This window comes from Micromonospora reichwaldensis (assembly GCF_031845925.1).
In the GTDB taxonomy this organism is placed as follows: domain Bacteria; phylum Actinomycetota; class Actinomycetes; order Mycobacteriales; family Micromonosporaceae; genus Micromonospora; species Micromonospora reichwaldensis.
Map to the genome: position 1 here is coordinate 1 of NZ_JAVRFL010000048.1, position 15,759 is coordinate 15,759.

The window sequence follows — 15,759 nt, forward strand, 5'->3', positions numbered from 1 at the left end:
GGTGCATGGTGGGTGTCATTGGGTTGGCAGTGTGGAGTTGCTGGTCAGGCATTGTCGGGTGGTGGTGGGGCATGAGTCCGTCATCCGGGTCTGATGAACGGCGCACACACGGTGCGGGAACGGCGCCCGCGCACCGGTGCGGATCGGTAACGACGTGGACCGGGACGCGTTCTCTCCCCGTCGTCTCCCGCCCGCCCGGCGCCACCGTTCCCCAGATCCGGGCGCGGAAAGAACCGGCGTGCCACGGCAGGGTCGCGCCCCGGCACGCGCGACGATTCCGCCCGACGCATTGACGGGAGTCGCCGGCCGGTTGAAGTGCTCGGGGACGATCCGGGGGCGCGGAATGGTCGACCTTCGCGCCGGGAGGCGAATGGCGGCCTCGTGGGGGCACGCACCGATCGGTCAGGTGCGAATGGTGCCACGCCCGACCGCGGGGCTTGACACCGCGGTCGGGGAATCCGGGCCGTCCGGGACACGCCGGGGCCTGCGCGGGCGGGTGTCCGTCGCCGGCGGGCGGCGTCCGCCGGGCGCGCCACGGACGCGCTGGTGGGGCTACGCACAGGGACGCGGTGGTGCGGCTGCCGCGTTCCGGCGCCGGTCACCACCGCGTCCCACGGTCCGTCGTCGACGAGCTGGTCCCGTGCGTACGGGCCAGCTCGTCGACCTTCCGGTCGGGCCGTCAGTTGCCGCTGTCGAGCACGTTCCCGTCGTGCGGGCGCAGGGCCCGGGAGCGTCGGAAGTCGCGGTGCACGAAGATCCGCTGGAGCCACCGGTCGTAGCCGTCGTAGCGGGGCGTGAACTCGGTCCGGCCGTGCAGGGCCAGCCGGTTGTCGACGAACGCGAGGTCGCCGGGTTCCAGGATGAACGTCCGGCGGACGGTGCGCAGCGCGTCGCCGAGCATCGACAGCGCCTGCGTGGCCTCCGGGTCGAGGGGGAACGAACTCTCGAAGTCGACCTGGACGTCCGGGTCCTCGGGGCTGCCGCTGAGGATGCCGTGCGGTTCCGGCGCGCTGCGCAGGTCGCCGAACGACGCCGGCGGTTCGGTGACGAACCGTGGCTCGTGCAGCACCTTGCGGACCTGCTCGGACAGCAGGGGCAGCGCGTTGCGGATCGACGTCACCTGCAACCCGGCCACGTTGTCGTGGTCGTTGCGCAGGCAGTGCAGCCCGACGTAGTCCGGACGGTAGACGTGGAAGGCGTTCTCCACGTGCATGGACAGCGTCACCGAGCCCGCGTTGCCCTGGAACTTCTCCATGCCCGGCACCGGCACGACGTCCTGCACCAGCGCGCCGCTCTTCTCCTCCTTGAAGGCGATGAGCTCCCCGAGTTGCAGCCCGAGCAGCACCTGCGCGGCGGCGGGCACGGTGGACTCGCGCTGCGCCGAGCCGGCCACCGTGGGCGTGCACGGCAGCTCGTCGGCGTCCACGGGCAGGTTCCGCACCAGCAGCACGGCGTCGGGCCCGGGATCCCAGGCGAAGCGCCGCACCATCTGGCGCAGGCGTACGGGCAGGTTGCTGGAGAGTTCGCGGGCCGTTTCGAGCCAGGCGGCCGAGTCCACCAGGCGCGGCGGTCGGCCCGCCAGGTAGCGGGCGATCGTGTCGACCTCGATGTTCTCCTCGCGGGTCAGGACGATCGAACGGTCTGTACTGCGTGTGGGCTGGACGTCGACGGTCACGCCGAGCCTCCTCTGCTGAGGGTCCGAGACGGTGTGGGGATGGAGCGATCGGTCAGTCGTCGTCCTCGTCGTCGTCCCAGAACGCGTCCTGCAGGTGCTCCGCGAGCTGCCGTGGCGTCGGGTTGGCGAACAGGTCGGCGAGCTGGACCGGCATCGACAGTTCGGTCCGCACCCGCTGCACGAGCTGGGCGCCCAGCAGCGAGTGGCCACCGCTGGCGAAGAAGTTCGAGTCCGCGTGCAGGCCCGGCCGGTCGAGCATCTCGGTCCAGATCCCGACCAGGGCGGCGGTCGTCTCGTCCGGCGGGTCGACCTCGGCCGCCGCCCGCGCCGCCGCGAGCGCGACGAGGGCCGCGCGGTCCACGGTGCCCGCCACGGTGACCGGCAACTGGTTCAGCACGACCAGGTCGGGCGTGAGCGGCAGGGCGGCACGGGCGTGCTCGCGCAGCCGCTCCGCCACGTCGGGCTTGCGGGACTCGACGAAGGCGACGACCGTGCCGTCCTGCGCGTCGCCGGTGGACCCGACGGCGGCGACCGCCTCCACGTCCGGGTGGGCGGCGAGGACGGACTCGATGTCGCGGAGGTGGATCCGCTGGCCGGCGACGCGTACGTGGGCCGACAGGGGGCCGACGACGTCGATCCGGCCGTCCGGCAGCAGTCGCGCGAGATCCCCGGTGCGGTGGAACCGCCCGTGCGTGGGGTGCTCACCGAACCGGGCGGCGGTCAGCTCCGGCCGGCCGTGGTAGCCGGCGGCCAGCGTGTCGCCCGCGACGCACAGCTCCCCGCGTACGCCGATGCCCAGCTCGTGATCGGTGCCGGGCTCGGTGACGAACACGCGGGTCGCCGGGAGGACACCCGTGCCGTCCCGTCCGCCGTCGAGCGCGGCGTACCCGGCGACGCCGGGCGTGGTGTAGCCGTGGTACGGCGTGCCGCCGGTGGCGCGCAGCTGCGCGGCGAGCGGGCGGGGGAGCGGTTCGTGGGCCACCAGGACGGCGCGGCCCGCGAGCCGGGCACCCGCGTGCTCGACCACCTGGCGCCACACCGCCGGCGGCGCCTGCACCACGGTCACCTCCTGCCGCTGGACCAGCTCGCCGAGCGCGTGGCCGTCGGCGCGGGCCTGGTCGGGGGCGACGACGACCCGGCCGCCGGTGGTCAGCGCGACCAGCAGCTCCGTCAGCGCCGCGTCGGTGGCGGCGCTGCCCAGCCAGGCGGTGACGGCCGGCCCGGTGGCGGCGACCCGCTCGGCGAGCCGCGCGACGGCGCAGGCCAGCGCCCGGTGGGTGACGGTCACCGCGAGCGGGGCGGGCGCGTCGAGGTCGTACTCCAGGTAGGCCACCGCGTCGAGGTCGACACCGGACGGCGCGTCGGTGCGGACCGCGTCGGCGGCGGCGGGGACGGCGGGGATGCGTACCGCGCCGGGCACGGGGAGGCCCTCGGCCGCCAGCACCGGCGCGGCACCCGAGTCGGCCAGCCGCGCGGCGAGGTCGGGGATCGGCTGGGTCGGATCGAGCAGGACGCAGCGTCTGCCCGCCAGCCACACGCCGAGCCACGCGGCGGCCAGCTCCGCGCCGCGCGGCGCCAGCACGGCGACCGTGTCCCCGTCCGAGTCCGCGACCAGGTCGCGGGTGGCGAGCGCCGCCGACCACAGCCGGCCGTACGACACGTCGCCTGCGCCGTCCCGCACCGCGACGAGGTCCGGGCTCGCGGCGACCGTCGCGTGCACGGCGTCCAGCACGGACGCCGTGGTGGCCGCCTCCGGCGGTGACGCCGGCAGGGCGAGGTCGTCCGCGCCCCGGCGGGACAGCTGCGCCACCGGCCGGTCCAGGTCGTCGCCCAGCCGCACGAGCAGCGCGTCGTACCGTTGCAGCAGCAGCCCGACGTCGGCGGCGTCGAAGGCGTCGACGCAGAACGCCGCGCGGACGGTGGTCGCGTCCTCGCCCGGCATGATGAAGAACTCCAGGTCGAAGCGGCTGTAGCCGTTCTCCACCATGACGTGGCGCACCGGCATCCCGGTCAGCGTGGCGGAGGCGTCGACGGTGCCGGGCACGTAGTTGAACAGGTGCCGGAAGAACGAGCTGCGCCACGACGACGGCGCGTCGCCGAGCACGGCGGGGGAGACGTGCTCCAGCGGTACGTCGGCGTGGCTGATCGCCTCCAGGAAGGTGCTGCGCGTCTGCTTGACGACGGCGCGGAAGTCGGCGTCCGGGTCGACCCGCACCCGCAGCGGCACCAGGTTCGCGTGGTAGCCGATGGCGTTCATGCTGCGCTGGTCGCGCACGTTCACCGGGGTGCCGATGACCACGTCGGAGCCCGCGCCGTGCTGGGCGAGCAGCACCGAGTACGCCGCGAGCAGCACGACGGCCTCGGAGGCGCGCAGTTCGCGCTGGAAGCGGCGCACCACGGCGCGGGCCGGCGCGGAGAGCTCGTGGTGGACGGTGCGGGCGCGCAGGGACGGCGCCCCGACGGGCGGCAGGGCGCACCACAGGCCCGCCTCGGCGGCCCGCAGCCCGTCGAGGTTCTTGCGCCAGTAAGCGACGCTGCGCTCGTTCGGCGCGCGCTCCGCGAGCGCGGCCAGCGGGGCGTCGTCGGGCCGGCCGCCCGCCGCCAGCGCCTCGTAGCCGGCGAGCAGCTCGCGGAGCAGGATCGTGGTCGACATGGCGTCGAAGTTCAGGTGGTGCACGACGACGCAGCACACGTCGGCGTCCGCTCCCGCGCGGATCCCCGCCCGCAGCAGGGGGCGGCCGTCGATCTCGAAGGGCTCGGCGGCGAACGCGGTCAGGTCGGCGTCCATCCCGTCGTCGCCGGCCGGGATGTCCACCACGGGCACGTCGAGCCGGTCGGCGGCCAGCACCTCCCGGGTCAGCGTCGCGTCGTCGGAGCGGAACACGGTGCGCAGCACCTCGTGCCGGGCCAGCACCGCCCGCAGCGCCGCCGTGAACAGCCCGCGGTCGATCCGGCCGGCCACCTCGAAGGCGACCGCCACGTTGTTGACCCCGGTGTCCGGCACCAGCCGCTCGAGCAGCCACATGGCTGCTTCCTTCCTGCTGGCCGCGATGCTCATGCTCACTCGTCCCCTCGGTCGGTGTCGGCGCAGACCTCGGCGAGCCGCGCCACGGTCCGGTTTTCCAGCACGTCGCGCAGCGACAGGGTGAGCCCGCGCCGGCGTGCCTCGTTGACCAGTTGGGCGGCGCCGAGGCTGGTGCCGCCCCGGACGAAGAAGTCGTCGTCGACGCCGATCGAGGAGACGGCCGTGTAGGTGGCGAAGAGCTCGCACAGCAGCGCCTGCAACTCGTCGGCCGGTGCCCGTCCGCCCGGGGTCGCCGCGACTTCCGGTGCCGGCAGGGCCGCCGTGTCGAGCTTGCGGTTCACGGTCAGCGGCAGCGCCGGGAGGCTCACCACGGCGCTCGGCACCATGTAGTCCGGCAGCGTCTCGGCGAGGTCCTTGCGCAGCTGCTGCGCGTCGATCCTCGCGCCCTCCCCGGGCGCGACGTACGCGACGAGCTGCTTGACCTCCGGCGTGTCCGTACGGATCACCGCCGCCGCGTGCCGCACCTCGGGACGGCGCAGCAGTGCCGCCTCGATCTCGCCCAGCTCGATGCGGTAGCCGCGGATCTTGGCCTGGTTGTCGACCCGCCCGCAGAACTCGTACTCGCCGTCCTCGGTGGGCCGGACCCGGTCGCCGGAGCGGTACATGCGCGAGCCGGGCGGGCCGAACGGGTCGGGCAGGAACCGCTCGGCGGTCAGGCCCGGCCGGTGCAGGTAGCCCCGGGCGAGCTGGCCGCCCGCGATGTGCAGCTCGCCGATCTCGCCGGGCCGCACCGGGCGCAGCTCGTCGTCCAGCACGTGGTAGCGCACGTCGGGCATGGGCTGGCCGATGGGCAGCGGCCCCGGCGGCACCGGCTGGTCGGGCTCGATGACCACGGTGCTGCACCCGACGGTCGTCTCCGTCGGGCCGTACTCGTTGACCACCCGCGCGCCGGGGTGCCGGCGGCGCCACGCGTCGACGGTCTCGCCGAGCAGCAGCTCGCCGCCGGCCATCAGCTCCCCGGTCGGGGACGCCTGGGCCGGCAGTGCGGTGAGCAGCGGGATGTGCGACGGCGTCACCTTCACGAAGGTGGGCCGCTGCTGCCCGGCCGGTCCGGCGGCGGGCGTGCCCATCTCCTCCAGGGCGCCGATGTGCACGCAGCCGCCCGTCATCAGCGGCGCGTAGAACGCGGTGACCGTCAGGTCGAACGCGAACGAGGAGTGCAGCAGCGCCCGGCCGCGTACGCCCGGGTAGGACCGCACGACGTGGCGCAGGTACGTGCCGAGCTGGCGGTGCTCGATCACCACGCCCTTCGGGCTGCCGGTGGAGCCGGAGGTGTAGATGACGTACGCGACGTTGGTGGGCCGCAGCGGGGCGAGCCGGTCGGCGTCGGTGACGTCGGTGTCCGGCTGGCCGGCGTACGCGTCCGGGTCGTCGAGCAGGACCCGCGGCAGGTCGGCCGCCGGCACCGCGTGCTGGTCGTCGCCGGTGGTCAGCAGCAGCATGGGCCGCGCGTCGGTGAGCATGTGCTCCAGCCGCTGCGGCGGGTGGCTGAGGTCCAGCGGCAGGTAGGCCGCCCCGGCCTTGAGGGTGGCGAGGGCGGCGACCACCAGGTGCGCCGAGCGGATCCCGATCGCCACGAGCCGCTCCGGGCCCGCGCCGAGCGACACCAGCCGGTGCGCGAGGCGGTTCGCCTCGGCGTTTAGCTCGGCGTACGTCCTGCGGTGCTCGCCCCACATGACGGCGATGGCGTCCGGGGTGCGCCGCACCTGTTCCGCGAACAGGTCGGTGAAGAGCGCGGGCTCGCCGCCCGCCGGGCCCGGTGCCACCGCGCTACCCCGCGATCCGCTGACCGGCGTCCGCACCGGTCATCAGGCCGGAGACCGTCGCGGCGACGTCGGGGTGACGCAGCATCTGGTCGTGGTCGACGGCGAGCGGGATGGTGCGCCCGAAGCCCTGCCCGCGCTGGGTCGAGTGCGCGGAGGTGATCGCCGTCGCCGTCGCCCACTGCGGGGCGGGGTCGATCTCCGTCGCCGCCCGCAGGTAGCCGACGAACGAGGCGAAGCTGCCGCCCAGTTCGGCCCGGACGTCGTCGTCCAGGCCTAGCCGGCGGCCCGCCACGTCGATCGCGTCGGAGAAGATCCCGGCGAGCGCGGGACCGATGAGGGTGAGGTCCTCGAGGCCGTGCTTCTCCTGCACCGCCTGGCCGTCGGCGTGGAACGCGGCGATCTCCTCGGGGGTGAGGATGGTCCGCAGCGCGTCCGCGGCGGCGTGGAAGTCCCGGTACAGCCCGACGATGTTCGGCAGCTCCGGGTCCAGCAGGACCAGCCTCGGCGCCTCGTCCTGCGACTCGGCCAGCCGGGACGCGAGGGGGGCGGCGAACACCGCGCCCACGCAGTAGCCGATCACGGTGTCGACGGTGCGTTCCCGCCGGCGTACGCCCTTCGCCCACCGCTCGACGTAGTCGGCGCCGGACATGGTGTCCTCGGCGCCGGAGGCGGGTGCCACGGTCTCCCAGATCTCGCCGGGCGCGCTCAACAGGGGCACCAGGTCGCGGAAGCACGCCTGGGTACGGCCGGTGCTGGTGAAGTCGACGGTGAGCGTGAGGCCGCCCGGCCCGCCCTTGCGCAGTATCTGCCAGGAGTTCTTCTTCACGATGGGATCCCTCGTCGTAGCGGTGCGTACGTTCGTCGTTCAGGGGGTGCGGCCCGTGCGCTCCCGGTCGCGGGCGCTCAGACGCGGGCGCTGTCCTTCAGGTAGCGCAGGATCACGGCGCCGCCGAGCACGACGGTCCAGCCCGCGAGCACCACGGCGGCGAGCCCGAGCCGGGCGGTGTCCTCGAACGGGCTGTGCCCGATTTCGGCCAGCCAGTGGCTCGGCATGATCGCGGACGCCGTCTGCATCCAGTCGGGGAACGCGACCGACGGGACCAGCGCGCCGCCGAGCACGCCGAGCAGCATGTGCGAGACGGAGGTGAGCACCTGCACGCTCTCGGCCGTGGCGACCTGGCCGATGAAGACGCCCAGCAGCGCGAACGGCAGCGTGCCGAGCCACACCCCGAGCACCAGTTGGAGCCAGCCGCCCACCGGCAGCCGGACGCCCTGCAACAGCGCGCCGGTGAGCGCCACCGCCGTGATCGCCGGCAGCGCCACCACCATCGCCGCGGCCAGCTTCGCCGCCAGGTAGGAGGTCGGCGACAGGGGGGTGATGCGCAGTTGGCGCTGCCATCCGGTGGACCGCTCGATCGCCACCCTCGTGCCGACGTTCAGCGCGACGAAGAGCGCCCCGAAGGCGGCGAGACTGCCGAGCAGGTGCTCACTGAAGTTGATGCCGGCGCCTCCGCCGGTCAGGTTGGCCTGCATCATGTCGAACAGGTTGGCCTGCATCAGGTAGAGCAGCGTCGGGAACAGGAACGCAGCGATCCAGAACTTGCGGGCCCGGATCACCCGTTTCACTTCGAGCTTGAGGAAACCGGCGCTCATCAGGCGGCCCCGCCCTTCGTCGCGGTGAGGGCCAGGAACGCCTGTTCCAGGCCGAGGGCGCCGATCTCGACGTCGTACGCCTGGGGAAAGCGCGCGAACAACTCGCGGGCGGTGGCGTCGGAGTCGGAACTGACGATCTCGACGCGCTGGCCCCGGGCCTCGGCGGTCATCACGCCGGGCAGCAGGCGCAGCTGCTCGACCGTCGCGTCCGGGACGGTGGCCGACAGCGAGCGGCCCGCCACCACGGAGCGGATCTCCGTGACCGTGCCGTCGGCGATGATCTTTCCGGCCTGTACGAGCACCACCCGGTCGGCGAACTCCTCGGCCTCCTCCATGTAGTGGGAGGCGAACACCACGGTGCGCCCGGAGTCGGTGAACTCCCGCATGGCGGCCCAGAACACGTGGCGGGACTCGACGTCCATCGCCACCGTCGGCTCGTCCAGCACCAGCAGCTTCGGGTCGGACACGAGGGTCATGGCCAGCCGCAGCCGCTGGCGCTGACCGCCGGAGAGCCGGCTGCGGCGGTCGGCGACGTCGGTCAGGTCGGTGCGGCGCAGCACCTCGGCGATCGGCAACGGGGCGGTGTGCAGCGACGCCACCACCGTGAGCAGCTCGCGGATCGACACGTCGTCGAGCAGCGCGCCGTCCTGGAGGGTCGCCCCGATGACGCCCCGGGTGATGGCCTCCCGGGGGGTGTGCCCGAAGACGCGGATCTCGCCACGGTCGGGGCGGGTGAGCCCCAGGATCATGTCGACGAGCGTGGACTTGCCCGCGCCGTTGGGCCCGAGCAACGCGACCACCTCGCCGGGCGCGATCCGCAGGTCGATGCCGTTGACGGCACGCACGTCGCCGTAGCTCTTGTGCACGTCCGCCACGTCGATCGCCTGTGGGTCCACCGCACCGAGCGTGGGTGTCGCCACGAGGTTCGCGATTGCGTTGCTCATTGATTTCCCCATTTAGATCGGTGCGGGTATGCGAATAGTATTTAGCAGCGCTAGGGAGCGGGGAGCCAGGAATTCCGGGGCCGCCGCCGCGAGAATCGGCGTCCGAGGTGCCTTATTCCGGGGTGGTGAGGGGTGACCGTAGGGGTTACCCCGCGATGGCCGTACCCGCCATCGTCGGACCTGTCGTGGTCCTGGGCTGCGCATTCCGTGGCCCGTGCGGGGAGGTGTTCGTGACACGTCAGAAGCGGAACGGTGACGGTCATTCGTCGACCGTCGACGCGGTAACGGATGTCATGGGTCGTGACGACGTCACGGCCGAGTTGTTCGCCTTTCCACACACCGACTTCTTTCGGGAAACCGCGACGGGTACCGAACGGGAATTGGCCGGTAATCGCGCTGTCGTTTCCGCCGCCCCGCGAACCGTCGCGACCGGCCGGCCCGGTCACCCGGTGGTGGGCTGACATGGACCGTCTCGCCGCCGCAGCCGAGCGGGCCGACCGGCTCGGGCCGATGCTCGGCACCTTCCTGCACCGCTTCTCCGCCGACGACCCCGGCACCGACGGGCCGCTGCGCGGCACGCTGATCGGCGTCAAGGACGTCGTCGCCGTCGCCGGCGCGCCGAGCACCTGCCAGAGCGTCGTGCACGACGCGAGCTGGTGGGCCGACCGCGACGCGACCGTGGTGGCACGGCTGCGCGCGGCGGGCGCGGTGATCGTGGGCAAGACCACGATGGCGGAGCACGCGCTGTCCCGGCCGGACCCGGACGCGTCCTTCCCGGTGCCGCGCAACCCGTGGGACCTCCACCGGTGGACCGGCGGGTCGAGCTGCGGCAGCGCCAACGGCATCCCCGCCGGGTTCTTCGACGCGGGTGTCGGCACCGACAGCAACGGCAGCATCCGGATCCCGGCCGCGCTGTGCGGCGTGACCGGGCTGAAGCCGACGCAGGGTCTCCTGCCGGCGGCGGGCGTCCGCCCGCTGGCGCGGTCGGTCGAGACGGCGGGTCCGCTGGCCCGTACGGCCCGCGAGTGCGCGCGGCTGCTCGCCGTGATGGCGGACCGGCCCGCGGAGCTGTCCCGGCCGGCGCTCGCCGACCTCGCGGGCGTCCGCGTCGGCGTCCCGGGCGACCTCGTGCGGTACGCCGCCGCGCTGACCGACGACACCGCCGCCGCCTTCGACGCCGCGCTCGACGAGCTGCGGGCCGCCGGGGCGGAGGTCGTCGACGTGCCCCTCGACGAGGCGTTCCCGCTCTTCGCCGCGCAGCTCGTGACGATGCTGGTGGAGGCGTTCGAGGTGCACGGGGCGCAGTTCCGGGCGCGCTGGAACGACTACGGCCGGCCGTTCCGGTGGAACGTCGCGCTCGGTGGCGTGCTCCCGGCGGAGACGTACCTGCGGGCCCAGCGGGTGCGTGGGTGGGGTGCCGAGGCCCTGCGGGCGCGGTTGCGGGACGTCGACGTCATCGCCACGCCCGCCTGGCCGTCCGCCGCCCCCCGCTACGACGACCAGGCCAGCCTCCAGACGATCTCCTTCCTGCCCAGCATCTGGAGCGCGGTCGGCTTCCCCGCGCTGGCGCTGCCGATGGGGGCCGACGGCGACGGGTTGCCGCTGTCGCTGCAACTGGCCGCCGCCCCCGGCCGCGACTTCGAGCTGGCCGCCGTCGCCGATGTCTACCAGCGGCGTACGGGCTGGCACGAGCGCGAGCCGAAGCTGGACGTCGTGACGGACCTCGCGGGGGTCTGCGCCCCGGAGGCGCCCACCGACGGTGTCGACCCCGTCCAGCGGGAGCGCCTGGCCCAGGCGTTCGGCGAGCTGGGCGTACCGCTGGGGGAGGGGGACCTCGACCAGGTGACCATGACGTGGTCGAAGGTCCAGGCTCTCGCGGGGGTGCTGCCGGACCTCCCGGTGGACGTACCGCCGTTCGTCGCCACCACCGGGTGAGCGCCTGCCCGGGGCGGGCGTCGCGCACGTGGCGGACGCACGGGTGAGGCATGCGTACGACACGGTCGGAACGTGACGCGGCGGGGGTTGGTTCTGTCGCCGGTCGACGGCAGCCTGTGAAGCATGGATGACGTCGTGATCGAAGTGGACGGGCTGCGGCGCAGCTACGGGGAGTTCGAGGCGGTGCGGGGGATCTCCCTGCGGATCCGCCGGGGCGAGCTGTTCGCCCTGCTGGGCACCAACGGTGCCGGCAAGACCACCACCATCGAGGTCCTGGAGGGACTGCAACCGGCCACCTCCGGCCGGGTCCGGGTGCTCGGGCTGGACCCGGTGCGGGACCGGAACTCGGTGCGTCCCCGGACGGGGGTGATGCTCCAGCACGGCGGGTTCACGGGCGCGCTCACCGTCCGCGAGACGGTGGAGATCTGGCGGTCCCTGACCGTCCGGCCGCAGACCACCGCGGAGGTGCTGGACCTGGTCGACCTCGGCGACCGGATGAACGTGGCGGTCGAGCAGCTCTCCGGCGGCGAGGGCCGGCGGCTGGAGCTGGCGCTGGCCGTGCTCGGCCGCCCGGAGGTGCTCTTCCTCGACGAGCCGACCACCGGCATGGACCCGGCCTCCCGGCGCCGCACCTGGGACGTCGTCCGCGAGCTCCAGAAGGGTGGGACCACCGTCCTGCTCACCACGCACTACCTGGAGGAGGCGGAGGTCCTCGCCGACCGGGTGGCCATCATGCGGGGCGGGAGCATCGTCGCCACGGGCGCCCCGGAGGACGTCGTGCGCACCCTGCCCGCCCGGATCAGCTTCCGGCTGCCGGCGACGGACGCCCTGCCCGACCTGCCGCACGCCGCCCGCATGGTCGACGGCGACCGGGTCACGTACGAGTCCCGCCAGCTCCAGAGCGACCTCACCCGGCTGCTCGAATGGGCCAACGCGGCCGACATCCGGCTGGCGTCCCTGTCGGCCCGACCGGCCACCCTGGAGGATGTCTTCCTGGACATCGCCGCCGACCACGACCTGACCGACCAGCACGCGGAACCGGAGGCCGCCCGATGAGCGGGACGATGACGACGCCGAGCTCCACCACCACCGCCACCCCGCGCGACCGGGCGACCCGGCCGTTCTGGCAGATGGCCGCGATGCTCAAGATGGAACTGGTGGCGCTGCGTCGCAACTGGACGGCCACGGCCATGTCCGTGGTGACCCCGCTGATGATCGCCATCCTGCTGGTCAGCGAATACAAAGGCGAGACGGTGCCGGGTGTCCGCCGGGTCGTCAGCATCACCACCCTGATCATGGTCTTCCTGGTGCACCACCACCTGACCACCGTGTACGCGTCGCGCCGCCAGGAGCTGGTGCTCAAGCGGCTGCGGGCGGGGCTCGCCTCGGACCGCACCATCCTGCTCGGCACGGCCAGCAGCACGGTGGCGATCTTCCTCGCCCAGTTCGTCGTGCTGGCCGGTTACGCCCTCCTGGTGCTGGGCCTGCCGATGCCGAAGAACCCGCTGGTCATGGCGCTGGCGCTGCTGATCGGGTCCGCGATCTTGGCGGCCTTCTCGGCGGCGCTCTCCGCGATCACCCGCAGCTCCGAGGCGGCCATGCTGACCACCCTGCCGAGCCTGGTGATCTTCCTGGCCACGCCGGGTGCGCTGCTGCCGCTCGGCGCGTTGCCGGAGTCGCTGGAACGGATCCTCTGGTTCCTGCCCATGGGGCCGTTCACCGAGATCATGCGCGTCGGCTGGCTCGCCCGCACCGACGAGGGCCAGGCCCTGAGCTTCGTCGGGACGCTGGTCGAGACGCTGCCCTCCTTCGGGGTGCTGCTGGTCTGGCTGGCGGTGTCGCTGTTCACGGCCACCCGGTACTTCCGATGGGAGCCCCGGCACGGATGATCGAGGTCGTCGCGCCACCTGGCATCGGGAGCGTGAGCATGGAGCGGGCGCAGGTCGAGCGTGACGTCGGCCTGCGCCGCGCCCGTGCCGTCACGTTGAGCACCGTCGGCAGCGGCGTGCTGGGCACGTTGCTGCTGGCCGCCGTCGGACTGTCGCGGGAGGAGGATCCCCGCTGGGCGGCGGCCGGGGCGGTGGGCGTCGTCCTGTTCGTCGCCGCGCAGAGCGGAGCGCTGTACGGGGCGATCACCCCGTGGCTGGCCGAGGCGACGCGGCGCCGCCTGCTCGCCGGGTTCGTCTGCGCCGCTGTGCTCTCCGTACCGCTGGTCGGGCCCGTGGGCGGGCCGGAGTGGGCGACCTGGGGATTCCTGGGGGCGTCGGTCATCGGCTCGGTGTCCCTGCTGCGGCAGTGGTGGGCCGCCGGCCCGGCGGTGCTGCTGTCCGTGGCGACGGCCGCCGGGGTGGCGGCCTGGAACGGGGCCCCGGTCCGCGGCCAGGTCACCATCGTGCTGGTCGCCGGCCTCTCCATGGCCGCGTGGAACGCCCTCCAGCTCTGGCTGTGGGGGCTGCTCGTCCAGGCGCAGCGGGGGCGGGCCGCCCAGGGGCGGCTCGCCGCCACCGAGGAGCGGCTGCGCTTCGCCCGCGACGTGCACGACCTGCTCGGGCACAGCCTCTCGGTCATCGCGCTCAAGGCCGAGCTGGCGTCCCGGCTGGCGGCCACCGACGCCGGGCGCGCCAGCCGGGAGGCCGCCGAGGTGCAGCGGCTGGCCGCGTCGGCGCTGGTCGAGTTGCGCGAGGTGGTGCACGGGTACCGTGCGGTGGACCTCGGGGACCAGATCGCCGCGGTGGAGCAGGTGCTGCGTTCCTCCGGCATCCGCTGCGCGGTCGCGCTGCCGCCGGACGACGTACCGTCGGAGATCGCCCGGCAGTTGGTCGCGGTGCTGCGGGAGGCCAGCACCAACGTGTTGCGGCACAGCCGGGCCACCTGGTGCACCATCGAGATCAGCCAGGACGAGGACGAGGTACGGATGACCATGACGAACGACGGCGCCGAGGGGGCGTCGCCGGACCGGCACAGCTTCGGGCTGCGCGGGCTGGCCGAACGGCTGGCCGAGGCCGGGGGGACCCTGCGCCACCGGATCGACGACGGGGTGTTCCGCCTCGACGTGACGGTACGGACCCGCCCGTGATCAGGGTGCTGCTCGCCGACGACGAGGACCTGATCCGGGCGGCGCTGGCCGCCCTGCTCGGTCTGGAGTCCGACCTGGAGGTGGTGACCGAGGCGCCGGACGGGCGGGCCGCCGTGACCGCCGCGCTCGCCCACCGGCCGGACGTCGCCGTCGTGGACCTCCAGATGCCGGCCCTGGACGGGCTGGAGGTGACGGCCGAGCTGGCGCGCGTCCTGCCCGCCTGCAAGGTGGTGATCCTGACCGGGCACGGCCGGCCGCCGCACCTGCAACGCGCGCTGGCTGCCGGGGCCAAGGGGTTCCTGCCCAAGGGCGCGCCGGGCGGGACGCTCGCCGACGTCATCCGCCGCGTGCACGCCGGCGGCCGGTACGTCGACCCGGCGCTGGCCGCCGACGCGCTCACCGCGCCCGAGTGCCCGCTCACGCCGCGCGAGCTGGACGTGCTGCGGCTGGCCGAGTACGACACGCCGGTGGCGGAGGTGGCCCGGCGTACCCACCTGTCGGCGGGCACGGTCCGCAACCACCTCTCCGCGGCGGTCAACAAGCTCGGGGTGGCCAACCGGGCGGAGGCGTTCCGCACCGCCCGGGACAACGGCTGGCTCTGACGGGGCCGCTCAGATGAGCACGCTCCAGGTCACCGGGCCGACGAGGCCGTCGACGACGAGGCCGTTGCGGCTCTGGAAGCTGCGTACCGCGTTGGTGGTGACGGCACCGAAGCCGCCGTCGACGAGGAGGCTCGCCCCCCGGGCGTTGAGCGCGGTCTGCAGGCCGCGCACCAGGTCGCCGGAGTTGCCCTCCCGCAGGGGCAGCACGAGCGCGGTCCAGGTGATCGGGCCGACCATGCCGTCGGCGTAGAGGCCCCGGCCGCTCTGGAACGACCTGACCGAGGCGGCGCAGCCCGGCCCGTAGACCCCGTCCACCACGACGGAGACGCCGCGCGCCCGCACCAGGTACTGGATCACCCGGGGCACCCACCCCGAGGCGCCCTGGCTGACGCTCGGGTAGCCGGTGCTGCCCACCGGGGCCGTGGAGCCGAGGGTGATGCCGCGGTTGGCCAGGAAGACCCGGGGGTCGAGCGAGGTCAGCCGGGGGTTGTGGATCTCGAAGTGCAGGTGCGGGCCGGTCGAGTTGCCGGTGGTGCCCATCAGGCCGACCAACTGGCCGCAGCTGATCTGCTGGCCGTCGCTGACCAGCACCCGGTGCAGGTGGCCGTAGTAGGAGAAGTAGCCGTCGGCGTGGTTGATGTGGACGCTGTTGCCGGTACGACCGGCCAGCGGGCCGCTCGCCGTGTCACCCGGGTAGGAGTTGGTCTTGATGTCCCGGACGGTCCCGGCGGCCGTGGCGTAGACCGGGGTGCCCTGGCTGTTGGCCACGTCCCAGCCGGTGTGCGTCGGCCGGCTGGGGGTCTTGTATCCGGAGGTCAGCGTGCCGCGCGTCGGGTTGCTCCAGCCGGCGACGGCGGCCATCGCGGGGCTGGGCAGGCCGACGACCCCGATCCCCACGCCGACGCCGAGCGCCGTGAGGAGGGTGCGGCGTCGGGCCGGTAGGTGGCTCAGGCCGGCTGTCTCCGGTGCGTCACACATGTTGCCTCCGATGTTCGTCCCGCAGGTGGCGGTTGGACGATGGAG

The 15,759-nt window shown here is 73.7% G+C and carries 13 protein-coding genes; 6 read left to right on the top strand and 7 right to left on the bottom strand.

The features are described from left to right. Positions 1 to 679 precede the first annotated feature (679 nt). From RM555_RS27990 to RM555_RS28015, 6 genes are all read right to left on the bottom strand, one after another. On the bottom strand, positions 680 to 1,675 hold the full coding sequence (locus RM555_RS27990) for a TauD/TfdA family dioxygenase (RefSeq protein WP_311414525.1): 996 nt from the start codon (positions 1,673 to 1,675) through the stop codon (positions 680 to 682). Between the two features lie 52 nt (positions 1,676 to 1,727). Further along, on the bottom strand, positions 1,728 to 4,733 hold the full coding sequence (locus RM555_RS27995; RefSeq protein WP_311414526.1) for a condensation domain-containing protein: 3,006 nt from the start codon (positions 4,731 to 4,733) through the stop codon (positions 1,728 to 1,730). A gap of 2 nt (positions 4,734 to 4,735) precedes the next feature. Continuing rightward, positions 4,736 to 6,526, bottom strand: a complete 1,791-nt coding sequence (locus RM555_RS28000; RefSeq protein WP_311414527.1) for a non-ribosomal peptide synthetase — start codon at positions 6,524 to 6,526, stop codon at positions 4,736 to 4,738. Between the two features lie 4 nt (positions 6,527 to 6,530). Continuing rightward, positions 6,531 to 7,352 (bottom strand): hypothetical protein, encoded by an 822-nt coding sequence (locus RM555_RS28005; RefSeq protein WP_151455670.1) that lies wholly within the window; start codon positions 7,350 to 7,352, stop codon positions 6,531 to 6,533. Positions 7,353 to 7,429: 77 nt separating this feature from the next. Further along, the gene (locus RM555_RS28010; RefSeq protein WP_311414528.1) at positions 7,430 to 8,179 is read right to left on the bottom strand and encodes an ABC transporter permease; all 750 of its coding nucleotides are present in this window, start codon (positions 8,177 to 8,179) and stop codon (positions 7,430 to 7,432) included. Beyond that, on the bottom strand, positions 8,179 to 9,123 hold the full coding sequence (locus RM555_RS28015; RefSeq protein ID WP_311414529.1) for an ABC transporter ATP-binding protein: 945 nt from the start codon (positions 9,121 to 9,123) through the stop codon (positions 8,179 to 8,181). The genes RM555_RS28010 and RM555_RS28015 overlap by 1 nt, the downstream gene beginning before the upstream one ends. A gap of 230 nt (positions 9,124 to 9,353) precedes the next feature. Between RM555_RS28015 and RM555_RS28020 the strand changes: the two genes are divergently transcribed. The 6 genes from RM555_RS28020 (at position 9,354) to RM555_RS28045 (ending at position 14,736) form a co-directional block, all read left to right on the top strand. Next, the gene (locus RM555_RS28020; protein WP_311414530.1) at positions 9,354 to 9,584 is read left to right on the top strand and encodes a hypothetical protein; all 231 of its coding nucleotides are present in this window, start codon (positions 9,354 to 9,356) and stop codon (positions 9,582 to 9,584) included. Between the two features lies 1 nt (position 9,585). Continuing rightward, on the top strand, positions 9,586 to 11,058 hold the full coding sequence (locus RM555_RS28025; protein WP_311414531.1) for an amidase: 1,473 nt from the start codon (positions 9,586 to 9,588) through the stop codon (positions 11,056 to 11,058). Between the two features lie 123 nt (positions 11,059 to 11,181). After that, the gene (locus RM555_RS28030; protein ID WP_311414532.1) at positions 11,182 to 12,114 is read left to right on the top strand and encodes an ABC transporter ATP-binding protein; all 933 of its coding nucleotides are present in this window, start codon (positions 11,182 to 11,184) and stop codon (positions 12,112 to 12,114) included. Positions 12,115 to 12,122: 8 nt separating this feature from the next. Then, complete coding sequence (locus RM555_RS28035; protein WP_311414533.1) at positions 12,123 to 12,947, top strand: ABC transporter permease; 825 nt, start codon at positions 12,123 to 12,125, stop codon at positions 12,945 to 12,947. A 38-nt stretch (positions 12,948 to 12,985) separates the two neighbouring features. Beyond that, positions 12,986 to 14,134: a sensor histidine kinase gene (locus RM555_RS28040; RefSeq protein ID WP_311414569.1), complete on the top strand. Its 1,149-nt coding sequence runs from the start codon at positions 12,986 to 12,988 to the stop codon at positions 14,132 to 14,134. After that, entirely contained in the window at positions 14,131 to 14,736 is a 606-nt protein-coding gene (locus RM555_RS28045; RefSeq protein WP_311414534.1) for a response regulator transcription factor, read from the top strand. The genes RM555_RS28040 and RM555_RS28045 overlap by 4 nt, the downstream gene beginning before the upstream one ends. Positions 14,737 to 14,745: 9 nt before the next feature. Here the strand turns inward: RM555_RS28045 and RM555_RS28050 are convergent, their stop codons facing one another. Continuing rightward, positions 14,746 to 15,714 (bottom strand): peptidoglycan DD-metalloendopeptidase family protein, encoded by a 969-nt coding sequence (locus RM555_RS28050; RefSeq protein WP_311414535.1) that lies wholly within the window; start codon positions 15,712 to 15,714, stop codon positions 14,746 to 14,748. Positions 15,715 to 15,759: the final 45 nt, after the last annotated feature.